This is a genomic window from Vreelandella vilamensis (assembly GCF_031451755.1).
GTDB classification, from domain to species: Bacteria; Pseudomonadota; Gammaproteobacteria; order Pseudomonadales; family Halomonadaceae; genus Vreelandella; species Vreelandella vilamensis.
The window spans coordinates 61,382-83,772 of record NZ_JARWAN010000002.1; the positions used below are offsets into that span (position 1 = coordinate 61,382).

The following is a 22,391-nucleotide window of genomic DNA, read 5'->3' on the forward strand; positions in this document are numbered from 1 at the left end:
GAAACCAAGTCGTTATAGTCGTTATAGTCGTTACGGCATAACGATATTGACAATAGAGGTTGTTTGCACTAAAATTAAAAAATCACGAAACGGGAGAGGCGGCATGGAAATTCATTTTTCAATTAAGGGATCTGATGAAGAGGTTCTGAATTTTTTTGAGCAATTCGTGGGCGAGTCACGAGCTTCGGCATTGATCACGGCGCTGGACGAGGCGGGAGCGATTTCACGGGAGTCGCCAATTGATGATCCGATCTTCGAGTTGCTCTACGAGGCCAGCTGGAAAACGTTTTACCTGTGCCACATTTTGTATGTCGAAGATCTCTTAAATGAAGACGGCAACTACAGTCTTCCTTACGACTACCTAGAGACGAACTGGAACCTGCTGGACAGAAGCATTGCATCCAGGATTGGTGGCAACGTCAAAATTGCACAGCGCCTGGGTATCGATCCGATCCTTTCGACGCGCAAGCGACAAAAATCTCGTCACTGCATTCTGTCCCGTGAGGCCGGCCACGTTCTGCAATACACCCTGAGAGAGTGGGATACGGATTATCGGGAATGGCTGGCCGAGGCGCAGCTTGAGTACCCCGAGCCTCAAAATTGAGCAGATAGATCACAATGATACCGACTCACAAATGAAGGAATAACTGATGATCAAGCTGCCGTTTCTTTCCCCCTCAATGGTCGCCAGCGAGTCGTTGAAGTCCCTCATACTGGATCCGACCATGACGCCTTATCAGCCAATTCTGGGATATTGGCTGATCGAAATTGCCTTGATGTTTCGCTGGGAAGACGTTGGACAGCAGCAAATCGAGCTTTTAGATTGCTCGGAATTTCTCCATGTCACCGGCATTGATGAGGGTGTCGGCGATGAATTTGTCGAGAAATCCAGCACCATCAGGGGGGCACGACAGAAGACTCGTCGTTTATTAAAAAGGCGTCTCGCTCGGATGTCAGATCATGAGTTACCGGAAGACCTCCCACTCTTTAACAACATTACCTTGCTTGGGGACCTTCTGCATCTATCGGATGCTGATAAGGCCATTCTCGTTTTTGCAACTGCAATGAGTGCCTTTTCTGACTTTAGTACGGCTTTACTCTGCGGAGGTCCCAGTCCGGTAACTGCAGCTGAATTCTGTCGAGTTCTCGGCCACATCACAGGTTTGCCTGCTAAACAGCTTGAACGCTCGATCGCTAAAGATGGGCTACTGGTTGAATCGGGTTTAGTCGAGGTTGAACCCGGAGTCCAGGGCATCGATGACAAAATCGACCTGATTGAAGGACTGGATGAGGTTTTACTGACGGCACATAACGATGTGGAGGAAATCGTCAACCACTTCATACGCCGAGTAGAGCCGGGCACATTGACCCTCGCTAACTACCCTCACCTTCAACACGATGCTCATTTGCTCCAGGACTATCTAAGCGCTGCTATATCCAAGAGTGTCACGGGCACCAATATATTTTTGTACGGTCCGCCTGGCGTTGGCAAAACTGAATTCGCGGCAGCGCTCGCAATTGCGATCGACGCTGAGCTCTACGAAGTGGCCTTTAATCACAATGATGGCTCTCCTCTTAAGGGCCAGTCGCGCCTTCGCGCGTATCATTTTTGCCAGAACCTACTCGCCCACAAAAACAATGCCCTGCTTCTTTTCGATGAAGTTGAGGACGTTTTTGGAGGTGGAGAAAATGCGCTGTTTGAGTCGCTATTCGGTGATAGCGGAACCGGAAAAGCTGACACCGGTAAAGCCTCGGTCAATCGAACGTTGGAAAAGAACCGAACACCCGCAGTATGGATCGCCAATCAAGTGCAACAAATCGATCCTGCTTTTCGGCGCCGCTTCGATTATGCCGTCGGGTTCCCAGTGCCTCCCAAGGCTGTACGTTGTGAGATAATAAAATATCATCTTGCGCAGTTTCAGCCCACAGATGCCTGGATTGATGCGTTAGCGAACAATGAACAAATTACGCCTGCACAGTTTGAGCGTGCGGCTAAAGTAGCCGCTATTTCGGGGCAAAACAGTGCCACGGCGCGAAAGACCGTTGAGCGTGTACTCGATCAGAGCAGCCGTCTTCTGGGACAGCGCAATTTACCGAGACGGCCTAAGTCGGCAACAGGTTTCGACCTGCGCTACCTTAATACAACGCTTGACGTAACGCCGCTTATTGAGGGCCTACGAAAAACATTGAGTGGTACCTTTTGCTTTTATGGTCCTCCCGGAACCGGTAAGACTCAGCTAGCTCACTATATTGCCGACGCTGTTGGTGTGACGCCCTTGGTGCGACGAGCCTCAGATCTAATTTCCCCCTATGTGGGCGAAACTGAGATGAATATTGCATCAATGTTCAGTGAGGCGCGGGAGCAGGATGCGGCGCTTATTCTGGATGAGGCTGATAGCTTTCTAGGTGACAGGAAAGGCGGCACTCACTCATGGGAGGTAACCCAGGTCAATGAGTTCCTTACACAGATGGAAGCCTTTGACGGCATTTTCATTTGCACCACTAACCTGTTGGATAGGTTGGATCAGGCAAGTCTACGTCGCTTCATGTTTAAGGTACGATTTGATTACTTAACACCCGGCCAGAGTGCTGACCTGTTCGAGGAAAGTGTCCACCAGCTGGGGTGGACGGACGGGCTCAATGGGTGCCGGGACAGAATCACGGCGCTTTCCGGACTAACACCGGGTGATTTTGCTGTGGTTGCACGCCAACAGTCACTGTTGGTCTCGGAAAAGTCCGATGCCAAGGTTCTTTTCAACGCTCTAAAAGAGGAGTTGGCTCTAAAAAACATGGGTGGGCGCCCAATGGGCTTTGCCGCTAATCTTTGATGCAGGACAGTCGTTGAATAGGGGGTGTAATCGATAATAAGTTAATTCATAGTGTATTTTTAGTAAAGGTTTGATATAGGGTTAAGCGTTAGTGTTACTATTATTCATAGAGAGGAAAAATAATGGACGTGGAACAATTGAAGTTAGCTTATGATCGAGATGAGATAGTTCGTGCCATTTGCGACCATATGGCTGAACGCCCAAAGAATCAGAAGAGTACTAGGCTTCATAGAATGCTACACCACCTCAATCGCGAAGGGTATGATTTTAAGAGGTCTGCAGTAATAGCAGCATTTCGTCAGCTTCAGGAAGCTGACTGCGGGCGTTATGTTGAGGGACGCCACGGATATAAGTCTCGTTTTGATTGGTCTGTGAAGAGTATGTTGTTACGAGATACTGTTGAAGGCGACGAATCTGTCGAGTCTGTAGAAGAAATTGATGATGATTTCGAAGAATATGAAAGCGAAATGATAGAGCATACTTATGTTCTTAGGCCTGACCTAACTGTTGTGCTAGAACTGCCCGAAGATATTACTCCTCGGGAGGCACAACGGATCTCTCAGTTTGTTGACTCGCTATCATTTGATGAAGATTAAATGAAGTTTAGCGTTAATCTGATTGCCAAAAATTAACCACCCCCGGCCTCACAACATCCTGCACCGAAGCGTGGGGCCGACGGCTTAGCAAAGGGCGTTTCCCGAAAACGCTCAAAGCAAGTCCTCTGATTAAGTGCTTATGCGAAAGTACTCGCGTATTAATATTTATTAAAAACAGTAAATTACTGTCCATCTACCCTGGTTTTATTCTTTACAGATACTTACCCCATCGCGAGGAACTAGCTTGATATCAATATTCTCGGACATGCGGAAAACCTTTTGGTGGGCTTTATCTGAGTTATTGTCAAAGTTTGTGTATGACCGTTTAGGCGACAATCCTATCTGACTGATCGGTTAAGGGCTCCCCGTCCTGGAATTTCAAGTTATTCACGACCAATTCCAGTTTGTTGAACCTCGCTATTCGCGCAAAACTACACGTATCTCAGGCTGTGTTTGCCGAGGCTATGGGAACCAGTGTGGAAACCATTAAAAGCTGGGAAACCAAGCGCCGTAACCCTCCGGGGCTAGCCGCTAAGGTACTGACGACGATTCAGAACAACCCAGCTTTTTTTAATAAGCTTGCTTCGCTAACTTGCATTCTCGCCGTAACACATTGTAAGTCTTATATTTCTAGGCACTTAGCTTCAGGAGCTCATCATCCAGCCCATAGCGCACCACTTCAATCCGACTACTGCATAAAGATATAAAGTCACCGGTTATCACAGGGAGTTGAAATGGAAAAAATGCTGGATTGCTCAGAAGTGTTCCCAACGCACCCTTGCCTTCCAGGGTAGCCATGAGGGCGGATTCGAACATCAAAGTAGCCAAATTTGGATCAGTAATGCCGACAGAAGCGGCTTTCTCATAGCAGCCTTTGGTATCGGAATCTTTCAAAACTCCCCATGCAACGAAAGAGCGCACTGCATAACGAGAATTCCTAGCCACAGTCTCACGATCACCGTATTGCTCTTTCAAGCGATTAAATATTTGGGGCTGCGTGATTTGATCTTGAAGGTTTAGCAATCGCCCCGTTTGTTTTGCAACATTAAACCAGAACGGGTAAGAAGCGGAAATAACCGCCCAGTGCAACGGAAGCCAATCAGTTATCGGCATGCTTCTCGCTAATTTCAGCGCATCATTCCTGAAATTCACTAAGTCAACGTCTGGAGAGTACCAAGCTGCCAGAAGTGATATGGCCATTCCGTATGTTTTCTTACCTCTTTCACCAAAACCACCGCTTTGTTTCTGAGTACTCAAATACTCATCTAGCTCTGCCCTGATTTCCTTTACTGACAACCCTGCCAGCATCATTTGTACTGTCTTATCCATCCATGGCTTTTGTAATGTTTGTTTTATTCCGAGTTTCTCGTGCCTTGTAACCATCATTACTTTCTCTTTTCTAATTTAATTAAGGGCACGATAACTTCTTCAATGGCTGCTCCACCATGGCCGACGATGACGTCTCCCGGTTTCACGAATGCGTCGTGACCACCAGACACTAAGGGGAAGTAAGCTTCTGGTAATCCAATCGGCTGCCATTCCTGAGCAAACGAGAAGGCCTCAGCCACATGAGCGCGGAGTTCCGGAGTAGGATAGACACGCACTCGTTCACCGCGAGTTTCAGCAATCGCACCTTCAGATGGACTGCCTTTTCCCTCACACTGAATGTTACCGTGATCGGCTGTCAGCCAAACCTCATAGTCATATTCCAATAGCTGGCCTATCAGCTCAGCTAGGAAACCATCCTGACACCACTGTTTGATTTGGTTGTGCATCCCTGCTGAGCCTAGTTGCATCCCGTGCATAATCTTATCAACCTTGTCCACGACCAGCCCCACTACCTTAGTTTTCCCTGGATGGATTAGAGAGTCTAGAACGTCTGCAGCATTGCCATCACCAAGGCTTCGCTGGTAAGCGACATCCAGCCGTGACAGCCCCTGACCTTCCCAGAACTGCTTCCAATGCTTATCTTCACTGTTCGTTGAGTGAATGGATGAAGGGAAATAGAGAGGCGGCTTGCCGGAAAAAATTGACTGCCGCGATACCGAGGTCAGCGTTGGAATCCAAGCGAAAGTTGCAAACTCGCGCATAACCAGATTAGCGTCTTGTTTTTGCAAGAGCTGGCGAATAGTCACCCATTGATCTAAAGCCAAGCCATCAACCACAATCAACGCCACACGACCAGCTGAGCCCTCGATATCTCGAGCTAGACGACGCGGTACATGATGCAGCATAGCCATATTAGTTGGCGGTAAGTTAATTAAGCTAGAATAGTGTTCAGCAAGCCAACTAGAAAAAGTAGTATTCAATGCGTCGCCGATTTTTATGAGCCTAACCCGATGCTCTTTGCTCCCGCTGCAATGAACCAACGAAGACAGCTCAGCCCATTTTTGTGCAAATACCGTCCAGTCTGAATAACGCGCTTCGGTAGTGGGCAGCTCCTTCTCAACAAGGTCAAACAAACGAGTGAACCGCAACTCCTTATCGTCCACGTTCGTGGTGGCGATACCACTCCGAATCCAAGACTTGCCATCCACTTCAATGCCTTTGATTTCTACAGGAATAAGCTTTCTTTCAATAAATAGGTTGTCGATGTAGACCTTGATGTCCTGGTGATCAAACGGCAAATGCTCAGGACCGGAATACGTGAGCTTGTATACAGATGAGCCTTCCCGCACTTTATAGGCATTACCGAGTTTGGAAAGAAATAGCGGCCAGCGTTCCTGCAAAAAAGTGAAAAATGCTTCATCATCTAGAACGATTTTAGAGAGCGGCCAACCGCTGAATCCACCATAACCTTCGAGAACCTGAATAAGCCGCTCGGCAAGTATCGGCGAGAGCTGAATCTTCCCGTAGTGCAGACGGAGTAGAGTGCGAAGCAGGTCCACCTCGTTGACAATTAATTCTGACGCGATTCCGAATACATGGCGAAGAATAAAATCCTTAGTGGCGTTGTCTCCCATACGGTTCGGCGGCGACTTGCGCTGAGCATCAAAAAGCAAATCCAACAAGCTCCTGTCGAGCTTTTCAACGACCGTATAGCTAAAATTAGGAAATAGACCCCCTAAGTTGAATGATAGCTTACGGCCTGTATGTAGCAGATCGTAAGGCAGCGATTCCAGATCCGTATCCTGCAAGTGAAGAACCACCACTAGGTCTGTATGCTCATCCCGATCCCAGATCGTGCGGTACTTAGACTCATAGGCGTATCTAAATTCGACTGGGTCACTGAACTCAATCAGGTCGAACCCGCGCCCGCGAAGTTCCAATGCAAGCTTTTCCTCGATCAGTAGGCAATCCGGGTCCGCAACCAGAGTCAGCTTGCTAACATTAGGTATAAAGTCGTGCAGGATGGCATCTCGCCAACTACTCATTGAATCCCTCCATTGATAATCCGCAGCATTAGCAGCGGTCGGATTTCCGGCACGATTTGCCGAGCTGACTGAAGCTCTTTCTGCCATTCGGATTCATCGACATCACAGTGGGCCAGACGATACTGGCGCACTTCGAGTAGCCCCACCCGCTCTATAGCCTTCCTCCGTGAAGTAAAGGCAACCATGCCGCGTTCCTCTTCTCGGGACACCGAAGCTATATGCGCCTGCTGCAGGGCGTCAAACTGCGCCTGTCCGGCCTGTTCAGCTGCTTCCTGCAAACGCTCATGGGCGGTCACGGATTCATCCTGGCCTAGAGTTGCTTGCACCTCAGCTTCTGCTGTCTGCAACGCATCCCAGATATGACGGGCAGTAGGTAAAAACAGTTTGCCTTCCTCGCTCAAAAAAACACTGACATAGCCCCGCCTCACCATAGGGATGCGCAGAAACTGTGTTTTCTGGTGCATACCGGCCTGAACGCGGATCTCAAAAAGCCCCCAAAAACCCGAGATGGTTGCCGGTAGTCCGCCTACTGTCACGCTGGGCAATGGCTGGCCAGCCGCGAGCTGCGGCAGGTTCAGGGCCAGCCCACGGATGCGACTGTTTTCAAGATTAAGCAAGGTGGCATCAGTCAGGCGCTCTACTTCCCGTGCGTTGAACACGGCTTTACGGTGTTCCTGACCGTCCGGCCACTTCAGGTCCCACCAGGAGCGTTTACGACTGGCCACCCCACCATGGGAATTGAGATAGCCCACTGTCATCCGCTCCAACCAGTAGGGTAGCGGATGAGAGCGCAGACGCTCAGCCTCTTGCGCATCCGGCTCTTCGGAGATGCCATAGATGGTGGAGGACTCGCTCACCTGTTTAATCTCATCACGAATCCTGGCTACCGTGTGATCAACGGAGGTTTCGATACCGTCAGGATTAAGGATGGCCGAAGCGAACACATCCTCGAACAACTCACCGGCCTGGGCGGAATCGAGTACGTCGCCGGTCTTGTCGATGCCAAACTCTTCGAAGATCACCGAAAGCTTTTGCTCCAGAACTTCGCGAACCCGATACTCGATTGAGCCCTCAAATACGAAATTGATCGCTTGGACAGTTTTGGGTTGGCCGATACGGTCAACGCGGCCGATACGCTGCTCCAGCCGCATCGGGTTCCAGGGGATATCATAGTTGATAATAACGTGGGCGAACTGCAAGTTCAGGCCCTCACCGCCCGCGTCGGTGGAAACCAGCACGCGGTGTGATTTGCGGAAGGCGTCTTGGGCCTGCATGCGTTCCCCCATGTCCATGGAGCCGTTGAGGGTCGCCACCGAGATGCCTCGAGCTCCCAGAAATTCCTTCAACATCTGCTGGGTAGGTACAAACTCGGTGAAGATCAATACCTTCAGATCCGGTTCATTTTCCTCAGCTTGCAGCTTGTAGATCCACTCGATCAGCGACTCAGCCTTGGCGTCCGGCCCCGTTTTTTCGCAGCGCACCGCTGCATCCAGCAGTGCCTCCACATGACTGCCTTCGCTTTGCAAAGCTGATACATGGGATTTCAACAACTCATCAAGCAGCTCTTGGCCGTCCATGTCATACAGATCGTCGAAGTTCTGCGACCCCTCCTCGACGTTTTCAAGCTCCGTCAAGCGCAGGCTGGCTTGCTGTTCACCTTGCTTGAGTACGGCGAGTCGCCGTTCCAGTGTGGTGCGGATTGCCTGGGTGCTTGAGACCATCAGGCGTTGCATCAAAATCATCAGAAAGCCGATGTGGTGCTTCTTCTCCCGCAGGGCTTGGTTGTAGCCCTCGCGCACATAGTCGGTTACTGCCTCGTAAAGAAGCTGCTGCAAGTGGTGACGGCTTTCCCATACCACCGGCACCATCTGTGTCCGCCGGGGCTTAAAGAGCGGCTTGCCATCGGCATCGATGGCCTTGCGCTTTTCAGTGCGGATAACATACGGAGCCACTCGGTCGCGAGAGACGCTATCTATATCAGGGAAGGCGTCATCATCCAGCAGGTTCATCAGGCGATGAAAGGCATCTGTCTTACCCTGATGGGGCGTAGCCGAAAGCAGCAGCACGTAGGGCGCTGCTTCTGCCAACCCCTTGCCGAGTTTGTAGCGCGCGACCTGGTCGGTGCTTCCGCCAAGACGGTGGGCCTCGTCCACGATCACCAGATCCCAACCGGCGGTAATCAGATCTTCGAAACGGCTGCGGTTGTATTCCGCGACGCGCTCAGCAGTCCAGCCTCGTCGCTTGTCCATGGGCTTGACTGAATCCAGTGAGACGATGACCTGATCGAACATCGACCAGGCTGATCTTCGGTGGTCTGCCACTGAAGCCAGACGCTGCAAAGTGCCAATGTCATCGCCTAACACAAGCTTGAACTGCTCGTTGAAATGGGTCTGCATTTCCGCCACCCACTGGGTAGCGATGCCTTTAGGAGAGACAATCAGGATTCTGCGTACAAGTCCGCGCAGCTTGAGCTCGCGCATGACTAGCCCAGCCTCGATGGTCTTGCCGAGCCCCACCTCGTCGGCCAGCAGGTAGCGCACGCGGTCTCCGGAGATGGCTCGAGACAAGGCGTGAATTTGGTGCGGCAGCGGGATAACGTTGGACTCCATAGGAGCCAACAGCACATGGCCGTCGATGTCGCTAGTGGAGCCTTCGAGCACCTCGGCCACCTTGGCGGCAGCGGCCACATAAGCAATTCGTCCGGTTTCGATTTCCGGCTGCAGTTCGGCGCTCAGCGGCTGCAAAGTGGAGCGAGGCACGCGAACCACAGCGTCCTGGTTTGGCAACCAGACACGGCATATAACTCGCCCCCACAAGGTCTGTTCTTCGATGACCTTGCAAGCACTTTGGTACTTTGTATTGTATTGCCACATAGAGCCTTTTAAACCATAAATCTATCGAATATTTTTTGCAAAGATACGCGTAGAAGACTTTCCTTTATTCTGTGAATCGGATTTTCAGGTGCATATTCAATATGGCAGCTAACTGCTGACTTATTTAACTCAACGCTGCTCGGATCAACTATCGACTTTATTGCGTTATGATTTTCATCATTTATTTCAAGTAACAGACACTTATCTTCGCGAATACAATATGGTTCCTGCGCCTTCAAAATTTGATGAAATAACATGAACATTCTGCCTTCAAAAATCTGGACAAATTTTTTCTGCGCCTGAAGCTGCCTCAGATTGAAACCAGGTCTATTGCTATTGCCCTTTCTTTTCGTTAAAAGCCTCTGAAGGTGTTCAAGTGAGTCTTTATTCTTTTGATGAGAAGTCTCTACGTAGTAGATTTCAGTAGCTTCAATTCCTATATATTCACCCTCAACAGTTTTACAAAAAAAATCCAAATCGCAAGTAGCATTTCCCTGCGGTTCAGTTTTCTCTCTCCAGTCCCAAAAAGAAATAGGCTGTTCTGTTGGCTCATTTTTTAGGACACAGCCTAATGCTTTCTTGTGCCACACCCGATAATCCCATAGTTCTCCACTTTCTAATGTTGGTAAATCGGTGGTAAAGTCAATATTAGTTATCGAAAGTTCTGGCATATCTACAGGCCATTGAATGTAATGTTCGTTATCAGAGTTCTTTTCAAAGACTACATGCAATAGCTCACCGGTATTCCAGTCATAACAAATTTGCGCCCAAATGCATTTTAATTTTTTTTCCAAGCAGTAATTACTCAACCAATTACTGAAAACACTTTTCTTGGATTCATAAAGTAATTTTTTCATTCAGTCAGGACCTATTAATCAGCCAAGCGAGTAACGGCCTGGTCGTACCACATGAGCAGTTTGGGGTCTTCTTCTATTATGTTACTAGGAATCTTATCAGCCACTGAGACAATCAGGGCGTAATCGCGCTCTTGCCAAGCTTTTTTAAACCCAGCGCGAATAGCCTCTAGACGAAATTTTTCACCTCGCTTGAATGTTCCTTTTCGATATTTGTACTCATCGAACTCCTTGAGCAACGATTTCTCGCGCAGCTTTTCAAGGTCGCCAGCCTTATTTGGATCGGGCACGTACCAGCGGTCGCTCGCCTTGTCGACCAGCGCCGGATCATCCTTAGGCAGATTTCGCAGCTCTTTCCAGTTAGAGGAAAGATAAGCATGAATCTGTTCTGGTACAGGACCTTTGCCATCGTAGTTAAGGAAGTTTTGATTTAGCAATTCGCGCAAGTCGAGCTGCGCTTCATTTTTACTCCAGCCTCCAAGCTGTTGCATAAACTGCGGGTTTATATCAGAAAAGGTTTGCGGCTTTTCTTTAACCAACTGCTGGAGCCATTGAATAGCGGAAGCCTCGTCAGAAACAAACATAGTCATTTGTTTTATTTCACCAGAGGTTATCTTTTTACGGTCGTATTCAACCACTTGGTCTGGCAAGAAATACATACCGTTCCGCTCACTGAATCGCTGAGCTAGACCACTCTGAAACTCTTGGCTGGAGATTGGCACTGGATAACCCTTTTGGACGAAATAAGCCACCATTTGATCGAATAGTATGCGCGGATCGCGCTCGGGAACAAAAAACATCGATAGCCCTTGACGCTTGGTGATCGGCAGATACTTCAAATGGGTGGCAACAAAATCCCACACACCCTCTTCAGTTTTTGCCTCATTCTGAAAACGCTCTTCAAAACCGCCGTTGGGCTTATAAGCAGAGATAACGAGATCTTGTTTAACAGCTGTAGGAGTAGTAACAGCTTTGAAACTGCCTTGCTTCTTGTCTAAAGCTGACACATTAGCAACAATAAATCCTGCCTCTGTTAGCGCAGCTTGAATACTGTTCCAGACCGAAGCTTTCGTATTAGAAAACTCTACTGTAATCCAGCGGCCTTTTTTTAATGTGCGATATGCTTCTTTAAAGCAAAGCGTCATCAATAGGCGATAATCTAAAAGGCTTTTCTTTCTCACACTATTTTCAATAGCTTCAGATTTTTCGTTTGTAAATATTTTAGCCCACGCTTCGGAAATAAAGTTAAGCTCCGAGTACATAATGTTCGCCCCAAAAGGGGGATCAATAAAAATATAATCAAGAGACTCATCTTTAAGATTAGTCTGTGCTGCGCTACCAGTTGATACAACTTGATACTTATCGACGCTTCTTAAAGACTTTATAATGATCGGGAGTTTTTGCCTTAATATACCTTGAAATATATTTTTCTCTACGGGCAAAGAGGATATATATAAGGTACCTGATTGATAACCTGTTAAAACTGGTTTTTTTCCACCTCCCTTAAAAATCACTCGCGTCATTAATGTACTGTGAGTGAGGTCGTATGAGTTAACAATAAAGTCTAAAGCCTTACCTATTCTATCGTTAGGTAGATTTTTTCTTAAGACTGATAATACATAAAAATTTCGTTTAGTATAAAAATCTCTAATACGTCTGACACCGTGAGAAAGCTTAGGTTGGCGTGTATTGAAACCATCCGGTATTTCTTTTTCACCACTTATTTCATGGACATCCATGTCATTTATTCTATTGATTAAATCAAAATCTTCTAAATCAGGTTTCTTTTCGTGTCGCTTACCCTCAACAGTATAATTAATAAGCACCGGAACTTGCTTGGCCTTTCTTATTATGGTGTTCTCATCGCGGGAAAATTCTGAAACCCAAAACCTCTCCAAGTTACTCCTTGAATTACTCACTCCACAACTTGAGCATTTTATAAATTCCCGCATCTTTCCTAACGAGTGGTCAACCGCAGACTCCCAAAAAATAATCTCAGATAAACAATTTGGGCATGTAAAAACATCAGACCATATCGTATAGTTTATTTTTCCTTTTTTTCCGGTCGGTTTATGGCGAGTTTCATAAAGCCATCCATACTCTTTTTCTGCGTTTGAAATTATATTTTTTGCTGCTATTTCAAGCGCACTCACATCAACAGGGGCATTAAAATTATAAGCAATGAAGCCCGCTGCTATGGAAAGGTCATTTAAAATAGCTCTACGCACTCCAAGCTTTGAAAATGGTATCCAAACCTTCTTACCATTTTCGTCTACCTCTTCCTGAAGGATTGTGCCATCGGGCTTCACTTGATAGCCAAGAGAAATCACCATATCGCGGTCGCCACACATCTGTGCGGCCACACCAGTCATACCCGTACCGCAAAATCCGTCAAATACTATATCTCCCGGCTCCGTGTAGTGGAGGATATAACGCATAATAGCTTTATGCGGCACTTTAGTATGGTAAGAATGTGCGTCGTAAAATAAACCACTTCTTCCTTCGCTCACATCAGCTGCAAGTGGTTCCCTATGGTAATGGTAGTTTTGACACTCCAACTTCTGAGCCTCCCACTCTGCAATAAAATCTGCCATCCATGGATTTGGACAGGCAGTATAATACGGAGGATCACTTAGATTCAGGATGTTTTCGTCGTTGCCGATAGGAAAGCCTTCGATTTTTCGAAACTCTGGATCCTGCAGTTTCTTACGAAGTTCCTCAGTAAAGTAGGCTCGCCGCACCTCTTCATTCTCGAACGTTATGCCGAGACAAGTGACAGGCCCTGTTTTTTTTTGCTGGCCGGTATCGCCAAGTTCTAATGTGTTCTGTGTCATTGCAAATACGTGCTCCATTCACTGAGCGATAGCTAGGATGTCTAGATATTGTTGCCAAATGTGATCAAACGCTGACGGTGATCTATCCTTGTGGCCCATTAACACCAAGCGACGCTTCGCCCGGGTCAACCCCACGTACATCTGATTTTGCTGTTGGGCATCCGTCAAATCATAATGTTCGAAATATGGAAGAATTACCAAGTCAAACTCCAAGCCCTTGGCATTGTTAATTGAAGTAAAGTGCCGAATATGCCTGCGTGAAAGATCTATTTTGTCGGACATTTCAGCATCGACCATCTCTTCGGCCAGGCTTGGTTTACAGGCATCAAAGAACTTCGTCGCAAGCTCCTCTGTTGGCAAAATAACCACTGCCGTTTCTTTAGGTTTTGCAGATTTAAGCAGATCGACTGTTTTGGTAATCAACTGAAACTTTTCTGCAAAGTGAAACAGCTCTGGGCCTCTGATGTCATCAGGTGCGTTGATCAACCGCTCCAGCAGTTCATCGTCAGGAATCTCACCCAGCGCACTGCCCTGCATTTCCAATCGGAACCGAGCACTAAACCATGCAATACCTGGTGCTTCTGCCTGCCGCATGTTCTTGCTCAACTTAACTTCTTCCAGGCGCTTGCTTGGAAAGCAGCTTCGCACATCGATTCGGCTACCATTGTGAAGTTTTTGAGCAGAATCCCCCACCACGGTTACGGCAGAATACTCTGGCCTCGCCTGCTCCGACATCAGATAGACTTGTTGCTCGGTAAAGTCTTGTACTTCGTCAACAAATACTGACTGATAAAAAAAAGTTGTGGTTAATCGTTTCGGGTTACCCTCAAATCCCCGGCCCACCAGATGAAATAAACACAGCAGAAGATCAATGTCTTCATGTGACAGTTTTCTGTCATTCAGTTGTTCTACGATTTGTATGGCAACTTTCTGGTCGGGAAATTGTGTTGCATCCGACTCCAAGGCATCTACATAGGCGTCAGCGAGAAACCCAAGAGGATTTAATAACGCTCTACGCATTCCCGTTGAAAATACAGTCCTCACAGACCTGCTTGTTATTTCCTGTTCTTTTGGTTTAGCAGGTAGACCGTCACCGGGCTGTTCTTCATCAGGTTCGCTTTTAACATTTTGTGTAGCGGGTGTAGTGGGCAGCTGCTTTTGTCCCAGTTTTCGTTGAACTTGCAACTTTTTGAGTCGTCTCGCCTGCTGGACATACAACTTCTGAGCAGACTCAGGAAGAAGTCGAAAATAAAGGTCCTCGACATCAGAAATAACAGCTAGTAATTTTTCGCCAGTCCTCTCGTCGCGAACCAAGCATCTATTTTTAGCCAAAAAATCCTTTGTCACTTGCTCAGATGGCAATGGTTCATCTGACTGACTGAGCATAGTGAGCTGAGAATCCACCAAACCATTCTCGTCAAAAAACACTAGTCGAGCAGATGTGCTTACATAAAGTGCCACTTTCTCAGAAATCAGTAGCTTAGCTAGCTCGTGTTCGCTGAACGCATGCCAATAATGCTCGCCGAGGTTTACCCAAAATGTGTTGGGGCCCAGCACTTCATCACGAACACTCTCGATACAGCTGTTAATTCTCTTTGCTAGGCCATCAAGTGCAAAACGGCCCTCGTCCCTTGAACGAATTAAATCTCGACTTATTGACGCTAGCTCAGTACGAAGTCGTTCTATCGCAGGTCGAGCAATCCCAGCAGCAAGGTGATTAACGTCTGGCTTGAATACTTTCACGACCTCATCAACAGTAGGCACCGACTTCACTAGAACCGCTGCCCATTGATGGGCAATGGCACGATCTGCTGCTTTCAACCACGTCATAGTGGTATCTGGATGGGTCCCTCGGGGTTTATCAAGCCCAGACCACCGTCGCGACCCTTTACGCGGTTGGTCGACTTGTCGAAACTGCCGAAGTCTACTGCGAAGTTCAGGGTACTCTTGAACCGGAAGGTTAGGCAGGTCCAGACGGCGGCAGGTCTCCTTAAGGTACTGTATTAATTCCCCCGTGCGTACAAACCCTACGCTACTTTCCGGTGAAAACTGACCGGCAAATGTGCCGGACCAATAATCTCCAAGCTCACCATGAATGTCCCGAAACTCTTCTTCACCAAAAACATTCTGGGCGTTGAAGTCACAAAGCATCTTGGTCCGCCCCAGCGCTGCCGAGGTTTTTCCTGACCCTGCAACACCTTCAACGTACATAGCACCTATCGGTGAACGAGAAATCACTTGGTCCTGTTGAGGCGTACGATCCAAATAGAACCTCTCACTAAGACCAAAATACTCATCCACAACTGATGGCCCGATTAATTGGTCTTCATCCTCCTCTTCCTGATCAGCGATCATCCAATTTTCTTCATCTTCGTCTTCGTCGATTTCATACACAGTGAGAGCGACAGGAGCAGGCGACTCAATTGGCTCAACAGGGGGTAACTCTTGGGGGGGCTCTGGTGAGTGGGCAGTTCGGCTTTTATCTCGCTTTTCTTTTTCGCTCGAGCCAGTGCTTAGCGCTGTAGCTTTTTTATTCAGGAAAGCCCGTAGATTGGTGACCTCTGTCTTTCCTTGTTTCTGCCGCAGTTCCATGCGTAAAAAATTGCGCACATTGGGCTCAAATGCTGCTCCCTCAAAACGGTCAAAAATACGAACCTCTGAAACAGTAAAACTGCCCCAAAGGGGCGACTCACGCTTATCTCCAGCTTGCAAAATTGCACACAGCCTCCCCACCGGCGAATGGGGCGTAGCATAGCCCGATGAGCGGTTCGGGTAGACAGCTGGCGTCGAGCTGAGACGAAAAATCAATGTACCTTCATTCTCCGTATCGATAACTACTGTCTTACCGTAGGCATGTCGCCTCAGTGGCTCGTACTGGGCACGGCGACCTTCTTCGTAGACCATTCTATCGGCATAGTCGATTACACCAGTGAGCACCTCTAGCTCTTCTTTTGATCTATATATTTTCTCTTTTTTTTCCATACCCACGATATCACTCCATGACGATTCTTACTTTTGTAGGGTCTTGCCCCTTTGTGAGCTGATCAATGTATACCTCGAAACGCTTCTTCATCTCTGCCGGAGTGGCCGGTCCATCGGTAACTTCTAGCGCTTGTTGCAGTTCCTGAGCTTTAACTGTGACCTTAATTAAACCGGACAGCACTTCTTTCAGGGCTTGTACGAAATTATTTTCAACAGGCGCTGGTAGTTTCTTCACTTGCAAAAAGACTTCCAGCGGTTCACGGTCTTCGCTCTTCAACAAACTCATGTTGGACTGAGTGATTGGATCGTCCAAGTTACTGAGGAGGGTAGAGGTCCAGGCCGCTACCATGGTATCGAGTTGGGCATCCATTTGATCAATGATCTGCGAGCCTATCGCCGAACTAGTTTCGACCGAAGGCCTAAAACCACAATGCGGACATACGGGTGAGGATCGAAGGTTGTGCTCAGTCAGTTCAAAACAAGTTGTCAGCCCAGCCAGGCGGTTCTGATAATCGGTGAGCTGCTGCCGGGGCATCAAATCAATACCGGCTAGCTTGAGCAAGTCTTGTAACCGCTGGTCGTTACGCAGGCTCGCTTTTCGCTGATCATCACTTACACCGAGCCTCGCTTTAGTGTGCATGCCTATATAGGCCACAGTGTAATCTTTCTTCAAGCTCGAGAGTTTGGCTCCGATGCTCCGTGACTGGCTCGCTAATTCGGTTAGATCTGTCTGCTGAAGAGCATCCAACACATCCTTACGGGTGGTCATCATGCGATCTATCCATTCATGATCAGCAGGCAACACTCCCTCTGCTGCGGAAAGCCAGGACGCGGTTGGTCCATGCTCCATCATAAATAACCGTAGAGCGTCCAATTCATCGAGTGCCTTCACAGCTTTTTTATGGGCCAGCACCTCGTTAGCGCTATAACGGAAGTTTTTTAGCTTACCCGGCGAGGAATACGCTTGGAGTGATTCAAAGAAGTTTTTTGCTTTATCCAGGCCAGCGGTATGAGATGCCAAGTCGGTACTCGCAAGTAAGTCCAGCCCCCAGAAAGAAAGCCCTTCTCGCAGGGTCTGCTGGGTCATGACGATACGCTCGACGATCTTACTCACACTTTGCTGCAACTGCTGAACTGGTTCATCACCCCCTTGCGTCACCAATTGCGCGTTCCCAGGAGGCAAGCCTAGCAACTCGAATAACGCCTTGAGCGCAGGCAGGTTCCACTCTTTGGGCTGCTCTAGATGCTTGAAGCGGACTAACTCATCCATGCTGGTTGAAGCCAGTTGATGTAGCCCTGTAGCGTCAAATTTCCTGCCTGGAATGGAGAGCACTATATCACCGGCGTAAACCAGCACTGCCACCAATACACACACCCATTCAGGCTCTAAACGCGAACCTCCCGGATTCATATATTCAAGGCCGTAGTCATCCTGGATAATCTCACTACGGTTTACCACTTGACCATGCCCTTTCGCCTTAACTACACCAAGGATGAACTTGGTGTAGTTCGACATGTAGGGATCGATCTTCTCACCATCAAGCAATCCCAGTGCATCCAATACGGCAGTGGCTTGCTTGGTACGGTTCTGCCCAGCAATGGTTCTTAGTGCATCTTGAGCAGCTTGGGCGCGGTTGTTGCCGGTGATCAAGACAGAAAAGAATGGATAATCTGGAGCTTGGTCCTCGAAGTGCGTAGCTAGGCAAACACCAGCAATAGTATTCACCAAGTCGCGGAAGTTAATAGTTTCATGCGGCGAAAGACCAGACAGATCTCGGACCGACTTTCCTTTGGCCCATTCGGTCATAGACTTTGTGCGCCCCTGATAAGTCACTTCAAACGCATCGCTCATATGCTTCTGCAGCCACTGGACGAGCCTTTTCAAAAAAGCGTTAGCTTTTGATTCATAGGTGACTTTAGCGTGACCCGATGAGGTAGCTGCAAGGTCTAGTGCGGCTGCATAACTCTTCAATGCAGTTTGGAATTCTTCATTGTGACCTTTCAAGCGAAAGAAAACTTCATCCCCGTTTTTTTCGTTTATGAAACGGCTTAGCTTTCCATCTGGGTCGAAGGGCTGAATAAAGTACAGATAAAAATCCCGGGTGGGTACAGCTGTTGAACGCTCATTCGGAGCACCAAAAAAAAGATAGCCTGTACGGGCTGCGTTTCTTTCCTGCCAAACGAGTTCGTGTTGCCAGATTTTGTAGCCAGTTACATAGGTGGCATCTTGGCATTCCATGACCCGCTTAAGTGCCTCGTAATAGAAGCGATCAAGCTGGCCTTGACCCAAGCTTTCAGCCCGAGTTCTTACTTTCTCGTCATAATCGATGTCCTTGGAAACATCAAGGTAGAACTGACCGCTTAACCTCCCTCTATCATCAATTTCTGTTGCTGAAATAAACTGGCCGCTGACCGCTTGGCTAATCAGGCGGATTGCCGTTTCTACTTCACCACGCAGATCATCTGCAGGATCATCGCCTCCAAGTTCGGCAATCATTGGGTCAAACAAACATAAGGAATCCCGAAGTGCCTCAGCAGTAAGTCCATTCGGCGATGAAAGGCTACCCACCGTAAGGCGATGTACGCTTAGCCCACGAACTATTCGCAGTGCAAAATTCTTATTTTTTTTCTTTTGATAGTTTGAGTTAACTAAATTCTGCAACGTGTTGCTGCAGTCAATCACCTGCTTGATCTCTGGCACTGTTCGATAAGCAGCATTGGTTGACAAAACATCCCAGTAACTATCGAATGCAATCAAACCTGGCTCGTCCTGCGGTATATCCTTACTTAGGATGCCTTTCATGCTCATAGACAGCGTTTTGAGCACCTCACGCTTTTCCACCACAGTCACTCGTTCAAACGTATCAATGTAGTCAGGATGCACCGGAAAAAGGCGAACAAACTCATCGATACGCTCGTTAAGTCCACCGTAGTATTTGGCAAAGGGCATCAGGTATTCACGGATCTTGGCCTGTTGCTCGGTCGTCTTTTTAAGCAGGCGCTCTGCCACAACGAATTTTACATCACTGCGGGCGATAAGAACCTGTTCAAAGCGGTCCTTAACCCGACGGATGCTATCGGCAACAAAGGCGAAGCGAGGGCTGTCAAAAATAGCTTCCTGAACACCGGCTATGAAGCGGAAACGCAGGTCCTTACACACCTCACCGATCTCACGGAGAAAATTGAGGTCGAGGATCAGTTCTTGATCCTTGCGGGTACGCAAGTAGTCGAGCAGCTCATCGACCACCAACAGGAGGCCATGTTCAGGGTAGATCTCGCCAAACTTGGCCATCATGTCCTCGAAGGCACGTTTGTGGCTGCTGATGGTTCCTGCTTTGGGAAACACATACTCCACGCCGATATTTTCGAGATGCTCTTCCAATTCGCCCACCAAGATGTCGCGCAGGGACATTGTGGTGGCTCCGATTTCAGTACGGATAACTTTAAAACGACCAGCGACCTTTTCAGCGGCGTCGCGAACATCGTCGTGGTTCAACTCATCCAGAAGAGACGCGTCTGCGGCAAGGCTCGAGACCACTGACATTAAATGCGATTTACCGGTTCCGTAGTTACCGACGACCAGCAGGCCCTTGTTATCGACCGGTTTTTCAAATTGGAGCTGAAGAAAGAGAGCTTCAACGTTCTCTTTTTCTAGTTTTCCATTTTTATAAATTCTTCCAGTGAGTTTCTCTGCCATTTCCTCAGAAATAACATATGAACTCACGAGCGTATGCGCGGCACTGGATTTGCCAGCATCACGCAATTGAACGACCGTCTCAATCGGATCGAACTGAATAAGTTCTCCGTATTTCATACCTGCCCTGCCTCTATATCGTTATTAGCCGAATCGACCGTTGCCGTGCCATCCATGTCCACAATCAGTGCTCCGACCGAGTCATAGCTACGATGCTCGGGATGGCCGGTTTCGGCATACAAAAGCCTTCCGGCATCCATAACTCCATTCCATGAAGCCACCACAGTCCGATTCCTCGAGATGGACTGCAGCAAGCGCAAGGGATCCTGTTGAAGATCCTTATCGAATAGGATTTCTAGATTATCCAGCACCACGAGTGGCTGAGTCTGAGCGGCTATTTTGTCAAGGATGCCCGGTAACCGAAGCGTCCGCTGCTTTACTGTCAGCTCAAGCAGTTCGCCTGATAGCGTCAGGTTGACGTTGATGACGGTTGCCCCAAACTCCTCGGCAATATTTTGAAGAACACCGGTTTTTCCAGAGCTGGTTTCGCCCACTAGCAACACGAGACGGTGATAAAGTTTTTCAGCTGACTGAAGTGATCGCTTTACTTTGTCGGGTATCCGCTCGGCCACAATAGCTCCTTACTGCTCGGTATTTGACTTATCGGGTCTATCAGCCGCACCGCCAGCCTTAACCCAGGTATCAACCTCATCTTTTTTGAACTTCCAAAACCGCCCCATCCGATGAGCCGGCATCGAATGCTTGTCGATCCAGCGATAGACGGTGTCACCACTGACACCGAGGTATTTACTTATTTCATCTACTGATAACCAACGGTCTTCGAAATTAGCCATTTCCCGCTCCTGATGGGCAACAGGTACCGCTCTGAAAGTACGTTGTTGAATTGAGGCGATGTAAACCTAGCTCACATAGCTGATGACTATAACTTGGCACTAAAAGGCACTCAATAAATTTAATCTGCGTAAAAGGGCATAGGACTGCTTAGAGCCGTATAGTTTTGGTTTTTACCCATGCTAGGAAAATTAACCAAAAAAGCTTATCGCTTAAACTCCGTCCCCTTTCAAGTAGCTTCGGCGCGATGTTCTATTCATAATCAAAGATAACCTAGCTCTGCAAACGATTTACAGCCTTCGCTACCCACCACAATGTGATCAATCACCTTGATATCCATCAGCCCCAGGGCTTCCTTAAGTCTCTCAGTAATACGCCGATCAGCATCGCTAGGTTCCGGGTCACCGCTGGGATGGTTGTGAACCAGGATGACAGCGGCGGCGTTGTAGGCCAGCGCTGCCTTCAGCACTTCCCGTGGGTAGACACTGGCGGCATCAATTGTGCCCCGAAATAGCTCCTCGAATCGGATCACACGGTGCTGGCTATCCAGGAACAACACGCTGAAGACCTCGTGCTCGTAGTCCTGCAATAACAGCCGCAGGTATTCAAAGACCTGAGCAGGCTGAGTAATCTTGCGGCCTTTAGCGAGCTTACGCCGCGCAAAGCGTTTGGCCATGGTGATGATGTCGGTTTCGGTCACGGGCGAGGTGACGTGATACGTGCCCGCCACTTCTCCGGCTTTGAGTTTGCTGTGCGTCATGGTTGCCTCCAAAAAAAGAAAACGCCGGGGTGTTGGCCCCGGCGTTTATGTCGTCAGATATGTTGCGTATCGGTGAGTGGTTGGCATCAAGCCGCCATCACCTGACTGATACGGCGCTCCATCTCTTCATGGAACGCCTCAACGCGCTCGGCAATGGTGCGAATCATAATGTCGTCGCGATAGGCGCGCTTAATAAAGAGCGGCATACCGGGCCAATAGCTCACGAAATCGATCCATTCCCGCTCGCTGACCCATAATCCACCTTGGCACTGCGCGACGTGCTCGGCGGGAATCTCACCGCTTAGCAGTACCTCGATCTGGTATTTAGGCAATTTGGTTTTGATTTCCAACAGGCCGTTATCGCCTATGAGGCTGTCGGGCGAGTAACCCACGTCGTGATTGAGAATAATACCGACTTCCTGCGGCTCAGCTTCTCCCGTGGCATCGCGGTAAAGCTCGCGGGCCACGCCTTCTAGCTCATGGCCGCGCCGCGTATGGGCGTTGCCTTGAAACGGCTCGGCCAGCTCGCCAGTGATCCGCTCGCCAATCAATTGGTGCATATACGAAAAGGCCCCGGTGCCAAATCCACCAGGACCTTTGCCTTTGACCAGTAAGGTCTTGAGTTCTGACATGGTGACGCGCCCTAAGCGCGCCGCCAGCCATTCGGGGGAGCCTTGCTCCATGTGAAGCACGTCCATGGTGGCCTCCTTTGAATGAGGATTTAGGTTGGATAAGAGTGGGAGC

At 48.5% G+C, this 22,391-nt stretch carries 14 protein-coding genes and 1 pseudogene; 4 read left to right on the forward strand and 11 right to left on the reverse strand.

Translation table 11 applies throughout. From position 1 onward, the window contains the following. The first annotated feature begins 103 nt into the window (after positions 1-103). The 4 genes from QC823_RS01495 (at position 104) to nadS (ending at position 4,131) form a co-directional block, all read left to right on the forward strand. On the forward strand, positions 104-604 hold the full coding sequence (locus QC823_RS01495) for a hypothetical protein (protein ID WP_309654598.1): 501 nt from the start codon (positions 104-106) through the stop codon (positions 602-604). A gap of 46 nt (positions 605-650) precedes the next feature. Then, positions 651-2,828, forward strand: a complete 2,178-nt coding sequence (locus QC823_RS01500) for an AAA family ATPase (protein WP_309654599.1) — start codon at positions 651-653, stop codon at positions 2,826-2,828. A 122-nt stretch (positions 2,829-2,950) separates the two neighbouring features. Beyond that, complete coding sequence (locus QC823_RS01505) at positions 2,951-3,424, forward strand: hypothetical protein (RefSeq protein ID WP_309654600.1); 474 nt, start codon at positions 2,951-2,953, stop codon at positions 3,422-3,424. A 464-nt stretch (positions 3,425-3,888) separates the two neighbouring features. Then, positions 3,889-4,131 (forward strand): NadS family protein, encoded by a 243-nt coding sequence (gene nadS / locus QC823_RS16220; protein WP_309654736.1) that lies wholly within the window; start codon positions 3,889-3,891, stop codon positions 4,129-4,131. Here nadS and QC823_RS01515 read toward each other — a convergent pair. The 11 genes and pseudogenes from QC823_RS01515 to QC823_RS01565 form a co-directional block, all read right to left on the reverse strand. Then, entirely contained in the window at positions 4,055-4,810 is a 756-nt protein-coding gene (locus tag QC823_RS01515) for a hypothetical protein (protein ID WP_309654601.1), read from the reverse strand. The genes nadS and QC823_RS01515 overlap by 77 nt on opposite strands. Next, positions 4,810-6,798 (reverse strand): BREX-3 system phosphatase PglZ, encoded by a 1,989-nt coding sequence (gene pglZ / locus QC823_RS01520; protein WP_309654602.1) that lies wholly within the window; start codon positions 6,796-6,798, stop codon positions 4,810-4,812. Before pglZ ends, QC823_RS01515 begins: the two co-directional genes overlap by 1 nt. Then, on the reverse strand, positions 6,795-9,557 hold the full coding sequence (locus QC823_RS01525) for a DEAD/DEAH box helicase (RefSeq protein WP_309654603.1): 2,763 nt from the start codon (positions 9,555-9,557) through the stop codon (positions 6,795-6,797). The genes pglZ and QC823_RS01525 overlap by 4 nt, the downstream gene beginning before the upstream one ends. A gap of 122 nt (positions 9,558-9,679) precedes the next feature. After that, positions 9,680-10,528 carry a hypothetical protein gene (locus tag QC823_RS01530; protein WP_309654604.1) on the reverse strand — a complete coding sequence of 283 codons (849 nt, stop codon included), beginning with the start codon at positions 10,526-10,528 and terminating at the stop codon, positions 9,680-9,682. A gap of 14 nt (positions 10,529-10,542) precedes the next feature. After that, on the reverse strand, positions 10,543-13,359 hold the full coding sequence (locus QC823_RS01535; RefSeq protein ID WP_309654605.1) for a DNA methyltransferase: 2,817 nt from the start codon (positions 13,357-13,359) through the stop codon (positions 10,543-10,545). Between the two features lie 18 nt (positions 13,360-13,377). Then, on the reverse strand, positions 13,378-16,341 hold the full coding sequence (locus QC823_RS01540) for an ATP-binding domain-containing protein (protein ID WP_309654737.1): 2,964 nt from the start codon (positions 16,339-16,341) through the stop codon (positions 13,378-13,380). 10 nt (positions 16,342-16,351) lie between these two features. Continuing rightward, complete coding sequence (locus QC823_RS01545; protein WP_309654606.1) at positions 16,352-20,155, reverse strand: DUF6079 family protein; 3,804 nt, start codon at positions 20,153-20,155, stop codon at positions 16,352-16,354. After that, positions 20,152-20,667 (reverse strand): BREX-3 system P-loop-containing protein BrxF, encoded by a 516-nt coding sequence (gene brxF / locus QC823_RS01550; protein ID WP_309654607.1) that lies wholly within the window; start codon positions 20,665-20,667, stop codon positions 20,152-20,154. The genes QC823_RS01545 and brxF overlap by 4 nt, the downstream gene beginning before the upstream one ends. A 9-nt stretch (positions 20,668-20,676) precedes the next feature. Then, positions 20,677-20,889 carry a helix-turn-helix domain-containing protein gene (locus QC823_RS01555; protein ID WP_309654608.1) on the reverse strand — a complete coding sequence of 71 codons (213 nt, stop codon included), beginning with the start codon at positions 20,887-20,889 and terminating at the stop codon, positions 20,677-20,679. A gap of 260 nt (positions 20,890-21,149) precedes the next feature. Next, positions 21,150-21,569: pseudogene (radC, locus tag QC823_RS01560) on the reverse strand (RadC family protein); the annotation flags it as partial. 164 nt (positions 21,570-21,733) lie between these two features. Then, positions 21,734-22,345 (reverse strand): lambda exonuclease family protein, encoded by a 612-nt coding sequence (locus QC823_RS01565; RefSeq protein WP_309654610.1) that lies wholly within the window; start codon positions 22,343-22,345, stop codon positions 21,734-21,736. Positions 22,346-22,391: the final 46 nt, after the last annotated feature.

Coding starts and splice junctions, on each gene's coding strand:
- QC823_RS01495 (WP_309654598.1), top strand. CDS start 104: ATGGAAATTCATTTTTCAATTAAGGGATCTGATGAAGAGGTTCTGAAT.
- QC823_RS01500 (WP_309654599.1), top strand. CDS start 651: ATGATCAAGCTGCCGTTTCTTTCCCCCTCAATGGTCGCCAGCGAGTCG.
- QC823_RS01505 (WP_309654600.1), top strand. CDS start 2,951: ATGGACGTGGAACAATTGAAGTTAGCTTATGATCGAGATGAGATAGTT.
- nadS (WP_309654736.1), top strand. CDS start 3,889: ATGGGAACCAGTGTGGAAACCATTAAAAGCTGGGAAACCAAGCGCCGT.
- QC823_RS01515 (WP_309654601.1), bottom strand. CDS start 4,810: ATGATGGTTACAAGGCACGAGAAACTCGGAATAAAACAAACATTACAA.
- pglZ (WP_309654602.1), bottom strand. CDS start 6,798: ATGAGTAGTTGGCGAGATGCCATCCTGCACGACTTTATACCTAATGTT.
- QC823_RS01530 (WP_309654604.1), bottom strand. CDS start 10,528: ATGAAAAAATTACTTTATGAATCCAAGAAAAGTGTTTTCAGTAATTGG.
- QC823_RS01535 (WP_309654605.1), bottom strand. CDS start 13,359: ATGACACAGAACACATTAGAACTTGGCGATACCGGCCAGCAAAAAAAA.
- QC823_RS01540 (WP_309654737.1), bottom strand. CDS start 16,341: ATGGAAAAAAAAGAGAAAATATATAGATCAAAAGAAGAGCTAGAGGTG.
- QC823_RS01545 (WP_309654606.1), bottom strand. CDS start 20,155: ATGAAATACGGAGAACTTATTCAGTTCGATCCGATTGAGACGGTCGTT.
- QC823_RS01555 (WP_309654608.1), bottom strand. CDS start 20,889: ATGGCTAATTTCGAAGACCGTTGGTTATCAGTAGATGAAATAAGTAAA.
- QC823_RS01565 (WP_309654610.1), bottom strand. CDS start 22,345: ATGGACGTGCTTCACATGGAGCAAGGCTCCCCCGAATGGCTGGCGGCG.